11 protein-coding genes are annotated in these 13,166 nt (G+C 70.4%); 7 read left to right on the top strand and 4 right to left on the bottom strand.

Going from position 1 to position 13,166, the window contains the following annotated elements:
• The first annotated feature begins 162 nt into the window (after positions 1–162).
• Both AS96_RS11845 and AS96_RS11840 read left to right on the top strand, forming a co-directional pair.
• Positions 163–1,317: an acyl-CoA dehydrogenase family protein gene (locus tag AS96_RS11845; RefSeq protein WP_036289991.1), complete on the top strand. Its 1,155-nt coding sequence runs from the start codon at positions 163–165 to the stop codon at positions 1,315–1,317.
• A gap of 4 nt (positions 1,318–1,321) precedes the next feature.
• Complete coding sequence (locus tag AS96_RS11840) at positions 1,322–2,098, top strand: enoyl-CoA hydratase-related protein (protein WP_036289989.1); 777 nt, start codon at positions 1,322–1,324, stop codon at positions 2,096–2,098.
• Here AS96_RS11840 and AS96_RS11835 read toward each other — a convergent pair.
• Entirely contained in the window at positions 2,085–2,603 is a 519-nt protein-coding gene (locus tag AS96_RS11835) for a MarR family winged helix-turn-helix transcriptional regulator (RefSeq protein WP_036289986.1), read from the bottom strand. The two genes, AS96_RS11840 and AS96_RS11835, sit on opposite strands and share 14 nt — an antisense overlap.
• A 154-nt stretch (positions 2,604–2,757) precedes the next feature.
• Between AS96_RS11835 and AS96_RS11830 the strand changes: the two genes are divergently transcribed.
• Genes AS96_RS11830 through AS96_RS11820 form a run of 3 tightly spaced genes read left to right on the top strand, consistent with a single transcriptional unit; the run spans position 2,758 to position 6,130 of the window.
• The gene (locus AS96_RS11830) at positions 2,758–3,534 is read left to right on the top strand and encodes an electron transfer flavoprotein subunit beta/FixA family protein (RefSeq protein ID WP_036289983.1); all 777 of its coding nucleotides are present in this window, start codon (positions 2,758–2,760) and stop codon (positions 3,532–3,534) included.
• Positions 3,535–3,569: 35 nt separating this feature from the next.
• Complete coding sequence (locus AS96_RS11825; RefSeq protein WP_036289995.1) at positions 3,570–4,559, top strand: electron transfer flavoprotein subunit alpha/FixB family protein; 990 nt, start codon at positions 3,570–3,572, stop codon at positions 4,557–4,559.
• Complete coding sequence (locus tag AS96_RS11820; protein ID WP_036289980.1) at positions 4,559–6,130, top strand: cytochrome b/b6 domain-containing protein; 1,572 nt, start codon at positions 4,559–4,561, stop codon at positions 6,128–6,130. Before AS96_RS11825 ends, AS96_RS11820 begins: the two co-directional genes overlap by 1 nt.
• A gap of 164 nt (positions 6,131–6,294) precedes the next feature.
• Here the strand turns inward: AS96_RS11820 and AS96_RS11815 are convergent, their stop codons facing one another.
• Entirely contained in the window at positions 6,295–6,813 is a 519-nt protein-coding gene (locus tag AS96_RS11815; RefSeq protein WP_036289977.1) for a GNAT family N-acetyltransferase, read from the bottom strand.
• A gap of 143 nt (positions 6,814–6,956) precedes the next feature.
• Between AS96_RS11815 and AS96_RS11810 the strand changes: the two genes are divergently transcribed.
• Positions 6,957–7,517, top strand: coding sequence for an acyl-CoA thioesterase (locus tag AS96_RS11810; protein WP_036289974.1), 561 nt, complete (start codon positions 6,957–6,959; stop codon positions 7,515–7,517).
• Between the two features lie 19 nt (positions 7,518–7,536).
• On the opposite strand, the gene AS96_RS11805 is transcribed toward AS96_RS11810, so the two are convergent.
• Positions 7,537–8,418 carry a LysR family transcriptional regulator gene (locus AS96_RS11805; protein WP_036289971.1) on the bottom strand — a complete coding sequence of 294 codons (882 nt, stop codon included), beginning with the start codon at positions 8,416–8,418 and terminating at the stop codon, positions 7,537–7,539.
• Positions 8,419–8,555: 137 nt separating this feature from the next.
• Between AS96_RS11805 and AS96_RS11800 the strand changes: the two genes are divergently transcribed.
• Positions 8,556–12,278, top strand: coding sequence for a proline dehydrogenase family protein (locus tag AS96_RS11800; protein WP_051498861.1), 3,723 nt, complete (start codon positions 8,556–8,558; stop codon positions 12,276–12,278).
• Positions 12,279–12,635: 357 nt separating this feature from the next.
• On the opposite strand, the gene AS96_RS15510 is transcribed toward AS96_RS11800, so the two are convergent.
• Positions 12,636–13,166: hypothetical protein (locus AS96_RS15510; RefSeq protein WP_036289968.1), on the bottom strand; the 531-nt coding region annotated here is incomplete at its 5' end.

Raw genomic sequence — 13,166 nt, 5'->3', positions numbered from 1 at the left:
GTTCATACGCAGCCGGGCTCTGCCTCTCCGCAGCCTTGCAATGGATTTAGCAACACGGCCTAGAACGCCGCGTCCATTTACTAGGACGTCCATGTAAAATGATCGCTGTGCCCTACCGGGCGCACTTCCGGCTGTCGATCTGTTTCACAAGGACGTGACGCGATGAGCATGACTGTGTCCCCTTCCCTCTCCGCCGATGAGCGGGGAGCCATCCTCGAAGCCGTCCGCGACTTCGCCCGGACGCGGCTGGAGCCGCACGCGCTGGAATGGGATCGCGACAAGCACTTTCCGCGGGATGTGCTCGCCGACGCCGGAGAACTCGGCCTCGGAGGGCTGTACGTGCGTGAGGACGTCGGCGGCACCGCGCTGACGCGTGAGGACGCCGCACTCGTCTTCGAGCAGCTGTCGATGGGCGATCCCACGATCGCCGCGTACATCAGCATCCACAACATGGTCGCCTGGATGATCGACAGCTACGGCACTCCGGCGCAGCGCGAGCAGTGGCTGCCGCGTCTGATCACGCTTCGCGACCTCGGCGCCTACTGCCTCACGGAGCCCGGCGCGGGCTCGGATGCCGCGGCCATCACGACCAGCGCGATCGCCGACGGCGACGGCTATGTGCTCACCGGGGTCAAGCAGTTCATCTCCGGCGCGGGTGAGGCATCGGTCTCTGTCGTCATGGCCCGCACCGGCGAGCCCGGCGCGCGGGGCATCAGCGCCTTCCTGGTGCCGGCGGATGCCGCGGGCCTGAGCTTCGGGCCCAACGAGCGCAAGATGGGGTGGAACGCGCAGCCCACCCGTCAGGTGATCCTCGACGAGGTGCGGGTGCCGGCATCCGCTCTGCTGGGCGGCGTGGGCGAGGGGTTCCGCATCGCGATGAGCGGGCTCAACGGGGGGCGGGTCAACATTGCGGCCTGCTCCGTCGGCGGTGCCCAGTGGGCGCTCGATCGTGCCGTGCGCTACGTGCACGAGCGGTTCACGTTCGGCGAGGCCCTCGCCGAACGGCAGAGCGTCGTGTTCGCCCTCGCCGACATGACCACGCAGCTGCAGGCGGCCCGGGCGATGGTGCGCGACGCGGCTCGCGCGATCGACGTCCGTGCCGACGACGTCGCCGTGCAGTGCGCCATGGCCAAGCGCTTCGCCACCGACGCCGGCTTCGAGGTGGCCAACCGGGCGCTGCAGCTGCACGGCGGCTACGGGTATCTGCAGGAGTACGGGATCGAGAAGGTGGTGCGCGATCTTCGTGTGCATCAGATCCTGGAGGGCACGAACGAGATCATGCGAGTCATCATCGGTCGCGACGTTCTGGGAGCATGAGCACATGAGCGACTACTCCACGATCCTCCTCTCCACCCGCGGCCGCGTCGGTTGGATCACCCTGAACCGCCCCGAGGCGCTCAACGCGCTGAACTCGACCCTGGTCGAAGAACTCGCCGCCGCGGCGGCCGCGTTCGATGCCGACGAGGAGATCGGCTGCATCGTCGTCACCGGCTCGGAGCGCGCCTTCGCCGCCGGCGCCGACATCAAGCAGATGGAGGACCGCTCTGCCGTCGAGATGTCGCTGCGCAACCCCTTCGTGGGCCTCGAGGCCTTCTCGCGCGTACGCACGCCCGTCATCGCGGCCGTCGCGGGGTACGCGCTCGGAGGCGGCTGCGAGCTGGCGATGGCGTGCGACATCATCCTGGCTGCCGACACCGCCCGTTTCGGTCAGCCCGAGATCACTCTCGGCGTCATCCCCGGCCTCGGCGGCACGCAGCGTCTGCCGCGTGCGATCGGCTACTACAAGGCGGCAGAGCTCGTGCTCACCGGACGGATGATGGATGCCGCCGAAGCCGAGCGGGCCGGCCTGGTCTCCCGCGTCGTGCCCGCCGCCGACCTGCTCGCCGAGGCAGAGGCGATGGCCGAGCAGATCGCCGCGAAATCGCTTCCCGTCCTGTACGCCGCCAAGGAGTCGCTGCGCGCCTCGCTGGAAACCGGCGCCGCCGAGGGGCTGCGCTTCGAGAAGCAGGTCTTCACATCACTGTTCGCGCTGGACGACCAGAAGGAGGGCATGGCCGCCTTCCGGGAGAAGCGTGCGCCGCGATTCACGAATCGCTGACGACATCGCCCGCCGACCGGCGCAGTCGGGCGACGATCGCGACGAGGTCTTCCACGTCGTCGGCTGTCAGGCCGGGCGCGGCGAACACGGCGTCGTTGAGTGCCGCGGTGGCCTGAGCCGCGAGGTCGCGCCCCGCCCTCGTCAGGGCGACCAGCGTCGCCCGACGATCGCCGGGGTGCGGCTCGCGCGCGACGAGCCCGGCCGCTTCGAGGCGGTCGACGGTGTTCGTCACGCTCGTCGGGTGCACTTGCAAGCGGCTCGCCGCCGACGACAGCGGCATCCGTCCGTCACGGGTGAAACTCAGCAGCGTCAGCAGTTCGTAGCGGGCGAACGTGAGCGAGAACGGCTTCAGGGCCTCGTCGACGCGCGCGAGCAGAATCTGTTGCGCCCGCATGATGCTCGTCACCGCCGTCATCCCTGCCGCGGCGTCGACCCAGCCGTGCGACACCCACTGGCGGCGGGCCTCTGCGATCGGATCGCGTGGCGACGACGGCGTGCGGCTCACGGGCATCTCCTCGAACGGCTCGGCGCCCGGAGTGCCGTGCGCGCTGGTCTCACGCTAGCGCGGACCTCGATCCGTCCCCACGGATGATCCTGAGTCTCAACGGATGCGATACTGAGTCGCACCTTCTAGAATGAATGCGTCGCAAGGAGAACCGATGAAGATCGTGGTGCTGGTCAAAGAAGTCCCCGACACCTACGGCGACCGCAAGCTCGACCTCGAGACCGGTCTCGCCGAGCGCTCGGCCTCTGAGCGCGTGCTCGATGAGATCGGGGAGCGCGCACTGGAGGTGGCTCTGTCGTATGCCGACGCCCACCCCGGCACGGAGGTCGCTGTCGTCTCGATGGCATCGGAGGAGGCTGCGGCCACCATCCGCAAGGGGCTCGCGATGGGCGCGGCATCCGCTCTGCAGGTCGTCGACCCGGCGCTGGCCGGCGCAGATCTGGGCGTGACCGCGGCCGTGCTCGCCGCTGCGGTGCGGCGAGCCGGGTTCGACCTGGTCATCACCGGCAATCTCTCCACCGACGGCACCGGCGGCGTCCTTCCGGCGATGATCGCCGAGCACCTGCAGGTGCCGCAGGCGACCGCGCTGTCGTCGGTCACGATCGGCGAGGGGGAGATCACCGGCACGCGCGCCACCGACTTCGGCACCGCGCAGGTCAGTGCGACGCTGCCGGCCGTCATCTCGATCACCGAAGCCCTCCCGGATGCCCGGTTCCCGAACTTCAAGGGCATCATGGCGGCGAAAAAAAAGCCGTTCGAGACCGTGTCGCTGGCCGACCTCGGCGTCGACGTAAACCCGTCCGCGGCCGCGCAGTCGATCATGACGGCGGTCGCCGAGAAGCCTCCGCGCGGTGCGGGAATCAAGATCGTCGATGAGGGCGACGCGGGCGACAAGCTCGCCGCCTTCCTCGTCGAGAACCGACTGGCCTGAGAACGGTGCTGGGAACGATGACGATGGAGAACGTGATGGTGGATGTCGCCTCGGACGCGATTCTCGTCCTGCTGGATGTCACCCCGGCCGGTGAGCTGGCCGGTTCGGCCGCCGGACTGCTCGGCGCCGCCGCCGGCATCGGCACGCCGGTCGCGCTGGTCGTCGCCGGTGACGAGGCGCATGCCGCACTCGCCGAGGCGGCGGGTGCGCTGGGGGCTGCGGTCGTGCTCACCGCGGGGCTGGGCGGTGCGGACGGATCGCTGACGGTTCCTCTGGTCGATGCCGTGGACGCGGCATCCGCGCTCGTGAAGCCCGACGCCGTGCTCGTTTCGAACTCCATCGAGGGCCGCGACATCGCCGGACGGTACGCGGCACGCTCGCGCGCGGCCCTGGCCGTGGATGCGGTCGGCGTCTCCCGCGACGACGAGGGCGTGCTCGCGCAGCATTCCGTCTACGGCGGGGCGTACAACGTCACGAGCGCGGCCACCTTCGGTCCTCTCGTGGTCACGGTGCGCCAGGGGGCGGTCGAAGCCCGTGCCGCGGCCGTCGCCGAGCCGCGGGTGGTGCCGCTGGAGGTCGCCGCCTCGGGCGCGCCGGCGGCGCGCATCACCGGATTCGAAGCCGAGGTCGCGGCGTCGTCGCGGCCGGAGCTGCGCGGCGCGGCGAAGGTCGTCTCCGGAGGGCGCGGACTCGGCTCGGCCGAGAAGTTCGCGCTCGTCGAACAGCTCGCCGATGCCCTCGGCGCCGCTGTGGGCGCCTCGCGGGCCGCCGTGGATGCCGGGTACATCCCTTACTCGCACCAGGTCGGTCAGACCGGGGTATCGGTATCGCCCCAGCTCTACGTGGCTCTCGGCATCTCGGGGGCCATCCAGCACAAGGCCGGCATGCAGACCGCGAAGACGATCGTCGCGATCAATAAAGACGGCGACGCCCCCATCTTCGACATCGCCGACTTCGGCATCGTGGGGGACGTGTTCACGGTCGTCCCGCAGCTGATCGCCGCCCTCGACGCCAGGAAGGCCTGATGGCGACCGGCGGATCGTCCATGCGCCGCGGCTTGCCGCGCGTCGCCGGTGGAGAACCGTGGCCGCCGGCCGCGAGCGCGCCCGCCGAGGCCGTCGTGGAGGCGACCCCTGTCGTGGAGAGCACTGTCGCCGAGGCAGACATGGCGCCGTCCGCCGTCGCACCGACGCACTCGGGGGAACAGGCGACCGCGGTGGCCGCCTCCGCACTTTCCCGCGGCAGCGAGACCGTCGTACGCCGGGGCTTGCCGCGCGTCGCCGGAGGCGAGCCGTGGCCGACCGGCGTCGTCGCTGCTGCCGCTGACGCCGAGGCGGCGTACGCGGAGGCGGCCGCGGTCGCCGCTCCGACGCCCCGACCCGCCGCGGCCGACGGCGCCCCATCGGTGCGACGCGGGCTGCCCCGCGTCGCAGGCGGCGACGCCTGGCCACCCGCCGGCACCGAGGTGGCTGCATCGACCGCGGTCGCCGTGGCCGCCGTCGATGCCGCGGCGCCCGGTGAGGAGAATGCCTCCGCGGAGGTCGCCCACGCCGCCGACAGCCCTCTCGTTCCCGCCGTCGCCGAGGGTCCGCGTGCGCCGCTGACCGTACCGCGGACCGCGTGGGCCGGTCGCGCCGCGTCGCGTCGGCCGCAGCCGAAGCCCGAGCCGCAGCGGATCGGGCCTTTCACGAAGACGCAGTGGGCGGGCGCCGTCGTGGTCGGCGGAATCGGCCTGCTGTTCGCGGCGGGCATGGCCGTTCTCGCGGTGCGATTCCTGCTGAGCCTGGACGGCATGCGCGACTTCCTCGCGACCTACCCCGGGGAGTACCACCTGCCTGCCGGTGCGCCCGTCGGCATCCCCGCGTGGCTCGGCTGGCAGCACTTCTTCAACGTCTTCCTGATGGTGCTGATCATCCGCTCGGGGCTCACGATCCGCCGCGAGAAGCGGCCGAGCGTCTTCTGGGCGCCGAAGAACAACCCCAAGGGCAAGACGAGCCTGACGATCTGGTTCCATCAGGCGCTCGACATCCTGTGGCTCATCAACGGCGCCGTCTTCATCGTGCTGCTGTTCGTCACCGGCCAGTGGATGCGGATCGTCCCCACGAGCTGGGAAGTCGTCCCCAACGCGCTCAGTGCCGCGCTGCAGTACGTCTCGCTGGACTGGCCGACCGAGAACGGCTGGGTCAACTACAACGCGCTGCAGCAGCTCGCCTACTTCTCGACGGTCTTCATCGCCGCCCCGCTCGCCGTGATCACCGGCTTCCGGATGAGCGGGATGTGGCCGAAGAAGAACCTGAAGCTCAGCGCCGCCTACCCGATCGAGTGGGCGCGCAAGGTGCACTTCCCGGTGATGCTGTTCTTCGTCGTGTTCATCGTCATCCACGTCGTTCTCGTGCTCGCGACCGGGGCGCTGCGCAACCTCAACCACATGTACGCCGCGCAGGGCTCGGTCGACCCGACGGCCTCTGCGGACAACTGGACCGGCTTCTGGCTGTTCGTGGTCTCGCTCGTGGTCATCGCCGCCGCGTGGGTCGCCGCCCGCCCGCTCGTGCTCGCCCCGATCGCCCGCCTGTTCGGCACGGTCAGCGGGCGCTGACGCGCGCGATCAGCGTCCCGACAGTGGCCGCCGCTCAGCCGAGCATCTCCGCAGAATGCGACGAACTCCGCATCCGATCGGCGATCTGGATGCGGAGTTCGTCAGAATCTGCGGAGTTCGTCAGCGCGGTGGGGCCGGCGGAACCCGCGACGCGGCAGGCGCGATCAGCGCACGAAGCGGACCTCGGTGAGCGTCTCGCCGAGGAACGGCTCGGTGTGCGTGGCGCCGTCGAGCGTGAAGCCGTTGCGCGCGTAGAAGCGGTGAGCCCGCGGGTTGTCCGCGGCGACCCAGAGGTAGAGCTCCTCGTCGGCGTCGACCGTCGCGTCGAACAGCTGCTGCCCGATGCCGGTGCCGTGGAACTGGTCGAGCAGGTAGATGAAGTAGAGCTCACGCGTGCGCGGAGCGTCGCGGTCGCGCGCCGGGCCCGAGCCGGCGAAACCGACGATCTCGCCGCCGACGAGGGCGGCGAACATCTTGAACTCGGGGCCCTGCTGGGCCCAGTGCGTCCACAGCTCGGCGAGGCGCTTGGGTGAGACGTTCTCGAGAGCAGCCTTGCTGATGAGGTGGTCGTAGGTCTCGTGCCAGCACGTGGCGTGGACACGTCCGAGGGCCTCGGCATCCACGTCACGAACGGGACGGACGACGGTGTCGGTCTGCGCGGTGATGTCGGTGGGGGCTTCCATGGCCAGACTCTACGGCGGCCCTTCCGATTCACGAAATCGATGGATGCCGCGCTCCACCCTCGTCGTGGCGACACCACGAGGACTGTGGGAACCCCACAAGAGATGCCGGGAGCCCATCGGGGAATCCGCTAGCATCGCGCTTCGTGAACGTATGGTGGCGGACCCTCCTGACGATCTGGCGCGCGAAGGTGCTGCTGCATCGGCGCGGCCCGTTGCCGCCGCGCACCGTGGGGCGCATCAGGCTGCGGACGCTCCCGACCGACATCGACCTCCTCGGTCACATGAACAACGGCCGCTACGCCTCGCTGTTCGACCTCGGCCGCTTCGACCTGCTGATTCGCACCGGCATCTGGGATGCGATGAACGCGCAGGGCTGGTACGCGGTGGTCGCCAGTGAGACGGTGACCTTCCGCAAGTCGCTGCAGCTCTGGCAGCGCTTCACGGTCGAATCGCGCCTCTACGCCCACGATGACAAGGCCGTCTACCAGATGCACCGCGCGGTGGTGGACGGCGAGGTCTACGCCGAGATGATCGTCCGCGCGCGCTTCCTGCGCCGCACCGGCGGCGTGGTGAACACCGACGAGCTCTTCGAGGCGCTCGAGCGGCCGGATGATCTCCCACCGCTGCCGCAGTGGGTGGCCGACTGGGCTCGCGACAGCGCGCTGCCCTCGACGAAGGCCCCCGCGCCGAGCGAGTGGGACTGATCCCGTAGGGATGCCGGCGTCAGACCCGACGCGCGACGAACGCGTCGGCGAGAGCGTCGCGGACGCTGCGGATGCCGGGACGGCTGCGGCTGGATCGGCGAGCCGCCGTGAAGATCTCACGCGCCGGGTCGCCCGGAAGCGCGCTGAGGTGCACCGGGGGCGCACCGCCGGCCCACAGCAGATCGGGCAGCAGTCCGACGGCGTGACCGGCGGCGATCAGCTCGGCATGCCCGCTGAGGTCGGCGAGCTCGAAGCGGACGTCCGGCTCGAACCCGGCGGCGCGGCACTGCTGCATCGCCCACTCGCGCGCTGCCGTGCCGCGCGGCTCCATCACCCAGGCGTGTTCGGCCAGGTCGGCCAGCGGCCCGATGGCGCGCGCCGTCGCCAGCCGGATCGGATCGACGCCGAGCAGGTCCCGATCGAGCGCCGATCGGTGCGGGCGAGTGAGCCCCGGGTACTGCTCGGCGATCGCGAGGTCGAAGCCGCGCGCTCCGAGCTCGAACAACCCCTCTTCGGGCGGCAGCTCGGAGATCTCCACGCGCAGGCCCGGCGTCCGCTCGGCGAGCAGGGTCAGGGCTGCGGGCACGAGAGCGCGGGCGGCCGTCTGCAGCACGGCGAGACGCACCGGCGCGATCCCGAGGCGGGTGTCTTCGAGTTCGCCGCGGATCTCCTCGTCGGCATCGAGGGCGCGCGCCGCGTAGGCGGCCAGCGTCTCGCCGTGCGCGGTCAGCCGCACGCGGCGTCCATCCGGAGCGAGCAGCGCCACTCCCGCCTCGCGCTCCAACTGCGACAACTGCTGCGAGATCGTGGACGGGCTGTACGCCAAGGCCTGTGCGACGGCGGCGATCGTGCCGCGCTGGGCGAGTTCGTGCAGCAGTCGGAGGCGTCTCAACTCGAACACGCGCGCTCCTTCCGTCACCCGTCGCCGTCGTCTCGGCTGCGTCGTGGTCGCGCCGGAGAAAACATCGCCGTCATCGAACGATATCCGTCAAAGATCATCGCTTTTGCCAAATCATATGCGTGCCTCACGCTGGACGCATGGACACAGTGCACTCTGGAGACGTGACCGACGACACCACCACGCCTCCTTCGGCATCCGCGCTCGCCGACAGCGCCATCTCGCTGGCGCGACGCTGGGTGGACGAGTCTGCGGCTGCCGACGTCGATCCCGCCGCCGAACGGCTGGCGGGCGTGCTCAAGGATCCGCACGGCCTGCCGTTCACGATCGGCTTCGTCGACGGTGTCATGCGTCCCGAGTCGTTGAGCGCCGCCGCGGCGAACCTGCAGCGCGTGGCGCCTCTGGTTCCGCAGTTCTTGCCCTGGTACCTGCGGGCGGCGGTGCGCACCGCGGGTGCCGTCGGGCCGATTCTTCCAGCGCCGACGGTGCCGATCGCGCGCAAAGCGCTGCGCGAGATGGTCGGGCACCTCATCGTCGATGCCCGGCCCGACAAGCTGGGCCCCGCCCTGACGGCCATCCGGGAATCCGGTGCGCGCCTCAATCTGAACCTCCTGGGCGAAGCCGTGCTGGGCGAAGCCGAAGCGCTGCGCCGCCTGGAGGGCATCCACGATCTCATCCGTCGCGACGACGTCGACTACGTCTCGGTGAAGGTGTCGGCCATCGCGAGCCACATCTCGATGTGGGCCTTCGACCAGGTCGTCGACCGGGTGGTCGACCGCCTGCTCCCGCTGTACCTGACGGCCGCCTCCTCGGCGGGGCCCGAGTCCGCTCAGACGTTCATCAATCTGGACATGGAGGAGTACCGCGACCTCGACCTGACGATCGCGGTGTTCACCCGACTGCTGGAGGATCCGCGGCTGCGTGACCTGGAGGCGGGCATCGTCCTGCAGGCCTACCTTCCCGATGCGTTGCCGGCCCTGCGGCAGCTCACCGCCTGGGCTCAGCAGCGGGTCGACGGCGGGGGCGCTCGTATCAAGGTGCGACTCGTCAAGGGCGCGAACCTCGCGATGGAACGGGTGGATGCCGTCATGCACGGCTGGCCGCTGGCCACCCATGCGAGCAAGCTCGACGCCGACGCCAGCTACCTGCGGTGCCTCGACGAGGCGCTGCGGCCGGAGAACTCCCGGGCGGTGCGCCTCGGCGTCGCCGGCCACAACCTCTTCGACATCGCGTACGCGTGGCTGCTGGCGGGGGAGCGCGGCGTCCGGGGCGACGTCGAGTTCGAGATGCTCCTCGGAATGGCACAGGGACAGGTGGCGGCGGTCTCGCGCGAGGTCGGCCACGTGCTCCTGTACGTGCCGGTCGTGCGGCCCGACGAGTTCGATGTGGCCATCAGCTACCTCGTGCGCCGATTGGAGGAGAACGCGTCGAGCGACAACTTCCTCTCGGCCGCTTTCGACCTGGCCGATGATCCGGCGATGTTCGCGCGGGAGCGCGACCGTTTCCTCGCCTCGCTGGACCGGGCCGCCGACCCCACCCTTCCCATCGGTCCTCAGCGGACGCAGGCGCGGCGGGACGACGCGGCGAGCCGCGGAGCGTCCCCCGCCCTCACCCGCCCGGAGCCCGTAGCCGAAACCACGGAGGGAGCCGCCGACGGCGATCTGACGCAAGTGGTTCTCGGCATCGCCGACGGTCGGGGTGACGGCGGGTCGTTCGTCGACACCGCGGTCTTCGACCTCCGTGAATCCGTCCGCGCCGAGGGTGCGCCGGGGTTCGCGAACGCGCCCGACACCGATCCTGCGCTTCCGGCCAACCGCGCCTGGGCCGACGCGATTCTGGCGCGGATCGCCGGGTCGAGCGCCGGAGAGTCGACCATCGCCGCTGCGCGCATCGACGATTCGGCGTCGCTCGAAGAGACGGTCGCGCGCGTTCGGGCCGCCGGGACACGGTGGGGCGCCGTGCCCGCGGACGATCGAGCGAAGGTTCTGCGGGCGGTCGCGCGTGCGCTCGAGGCTCGGCGCGGCGAGCTCATCGAGGTGGCCGCGAGCGAGACCGGCAAGGTGTTCGCCGAAGCCGATGTCGAAGTCAGCGAAGCCGTCGACTTCGCCAACTACTACGCCGCGACGGCGCGCGAGCTCGATCGGGTGAGCGGCGCGGTCTTCGTGCCTGCGGCGCTCACGGTGGTCGCGCCGCCCTGGAACTTCCCCGTCGCGATCCCCGCCGGCGGAGTGCTCGCTGCGCTTGCGGCGGGCTCGGGTGTCGTGTTCAAGCCGGCTCCTCAGGCGCGCCGCTGCGCGGCCGTGGTCGCCGAGGCCGTCTGGGCGGCGTTGGACCTCGAGGGCGTCGACCGCGACATCCTCGCGCTGGTCGACGTCGACGAGGAGGAGCACGGGCAGCGGCTGATCGCGCACCCCGACGTGGATCGTGTGATTCTCACCGGCTCGTGGGAGACCGCGCAGCTGTTCCGCTCGTGGCGGCGCGACCTGCCGCTGCTCGCCGAGACGAGCGGCAAGAACGCCATGATCGTCATGCCCTCCGCCGACCTGGATCTCGCGGCATCCGATCTGGTGAAGAGCGCCTTCGGTCACGCCGGGCAGAAGTGCTCCGCCGCCTCGCTCGCGATCCTGGTGGGACCGGTGGCGCGCTCCGAGCGGTTCGCGCGCCAGCTCGTCGATGCCGTCCGCTCACTGCGCGTGGGAGCGCCCTCCGACCCGTCGAGCGAGGTCGGGCCGGTGATCGAGACGCCGCGCGGCAAGCTCGAGTGGGCCCTCACGACCCTCGAGGAGGGTGAGAGCTGGCTGGTCGCTCCCGAACTCATCGAGGGTTCGGCCGACGCCGATGCTGCTCTGGCCGGGCGCCTGTGGCGGCCCGGCATCCGCGTGGGGGTGCGGCCGGGGTCGCGCACGCATCTGGAGGAGTTCTTCGGCCCGATGCTCGGCATCATGCACGCCTCCTCGCTGTCGGAGGCGGTCGAGATGCAGAACGCCGTCGCGTACGGCCTGACGGCGGGGCTGTACACCCAGGACCCCGCCGACCTCGAACTGTGGCTCGATCAGGTCGAGGCGGGCAACCTCTACGTCAACCGCGGCATCACCGGGGCGATCGTGCAGCGCCAGCCCTTCGGCGGCTGGAAGCGCTCGTCGGTCGGCGCCGGCACGAAGGCCGGCGGCCCGAACTATCTGATCGGACTCGGCTCGTGGCGGCCCTCGGCGGGTGGCGCGCCGTCATCGACGCTGCACCTGCGTGGGCTGGATGCGCGCATCACGACGCTCATCGAGTCCGCCCAGCCCTCGCTGGACTACGAGGCCTTCGAGTGGCTGCGTCGCGGCGCGCTGTCCGATGCCGTCGCCTGGGATCGGGAGTTCGGCCGCGTCAAGGACGTGTCACGGCTCGGTGTGGAGCGGAATCTCTTCCGGTATCGGCCCGTCGAGGTGGCGGTGCGCGCGACGAAGGATGCCGCGTGGCAGGCCCTGCTGCGCGTCGTGGTGGCGGGCGTTCGCGCGGGTGGCGGGATGACGATCAGTGCACCGGTGGGGCTTCCGGCCGGCGTGCGTCGCGCGCTCGGTGATCTCGACATCGCGGTGTTCGTCGAGACCGACGAGCAGTGGATCGAGCGCCTGCAGGCGGCACGCGAAGACGGTGACGCACCGCGCGTGCGGCTGGTCGGGCCGGCGGCATCCGTCGCCCGCATCCAGGACGCCCTCGTCAGTGCGACCGACGGTGACGTCGACATCGCCGTCTACGCCGGAGAGGTCACCACCGCCGGGCGCATCGAACTTATGCCGTTCCTGCGCGAGCAGGCCGTGTCGATCACTGCGCACCGCTTCGGCAACCCCGACGACTGGAGCGCGGAGGTCATCTGATGCAGCCGGCGTTCGTCGAGGTCCGTGAGCTCTCGGCATCCGACGTCGATCGGACGCCTGGGCTACGTCGCAACGGGTGAGACGTCCACGGTCACCTATGACTATGTGGATGCCGAGGGCCGGGCGCGCACGGCCACCGAGACCGACGAGCGCCTCGTGAAGGTGTGGAACGCAACCGTCGCCGACTCGCCAGCGAGAGAAACAACTTATCTTTCTGGCGATGGAAGGTCGCGCGAGCGAGCATGATTCTGGCGCATCTGGGGAGCGCCAGACGGGGATCGGCTCACGCGCGGTTGCGCGTCCGATCGGACCGTCTTGTGACACGCCGGGGGGAGTGTCGCTCTGGGGCCGGGGGATTCACTCGACCCCAGAGCTCCCGCCCGATTCGCAGTCGCGCTCGTCCGTCTCGACCGGAACCATCAATCCATACACCAGTGCGCGCACTCCGAGACCGAGAAGGGTCCACACGCCTTCGGGGAACTCGTCCGATGCGCTCGCCGCGACGATCGGGTGGGGGGTGCCCTCGATCGCCCGCAACGCGAACCCCTCCGACATCGCGGCCAGCAGTTCGGTGAAGCCTTCGATGGTGAGCGGAGAGCGCAGACGCATCCCGTACGCCTCCATGAGGTAGACGTAGAACTGCGCGAACGCCGCGATGGATCCCTGATGGCGCTCCCGGGTCGCCTCCTGCAGCTCGGGCCAGGTCTCGGCCGTCGCCCGCAGCGCCAGGGTCACGAGGAACTGCTGCGCGTCCAGATCGTGGGTCGGATCGTCGGTGCCGAGTGTGATGCTCTGCACATGCGCGGCAGCCGCGGTGCGGATCACCTCGTCACCGTCGGCACCCGCCGCGACGAGATCCTCGATCGCGGCGCGCGGATACTCGGCGGG

It is taken from the genome of Microbacterium sp. MRS-1, from assembly GCF_000585455.1.
In the GTDB taxonomy this organism is placed as follows: Bacteria; Actinomycetota; Actinomycetes; order Actinomycetales; family Microbacteriaceae; genus Microbacterium; species Microbacterium laevaniformans.
This window is presented reverse-complemented; position numbering and strand designations above follow the sequence as displayed.

Excerpts from the sequence above, each read along its gene's own strand:
- AS96_RS11845 (WP_036289991.1), top strand. The coding sequence starts at position 163 with ATGAGCATGACTGTGTCCCCTTCCCTCTCCGCCGATGAGCGGGGAGCC.
- AS96_RS11840 (WP_036289989.1), top strand. The coding sequence starts at position 1,322 with ATGAGCGACTACTCCACGATCCTCCTCTCCACCCGCGGCCGCGTCGGT.
- AS96_RS11830 (WP_036289983.1), top strand. The coding sequence starts at position 2,758 with ATGAAGATCGTGGTGCTGGTCAAAGAAGTCCCCGACACCTACGGCGAC.
- AS96_RS11825 (WP_036289995.1), top strand. The coding sequence starts at position 3,570 with ATGGTGGATGTCGCCTCGGACGCGATTCTCGTCCTGCTGGATGTCACC.
- AS96_RS11820 (WP_036289980.1), top strand. The coding sequence starts at position 4,559 with ATGGCGACCGGCGGATCGTCCATGCGCCGCGGCTTGCCGCGCGTCGCC.
- AS96_RS11815 (WP_036289977.1), bottom strand. The coding sequence starts at position 6,813 with ATGGAAGCCCCCACCGACATCACCGCGCAGACCGACACCGTCGTCCGT.
- AS96_RS11800 (WP_051498861.1), top strand. The coding sequence starts at position 8,556 with ATGGACACAGTGCACTCTGGAGACGTGACCGACGACACCACCACGCCT.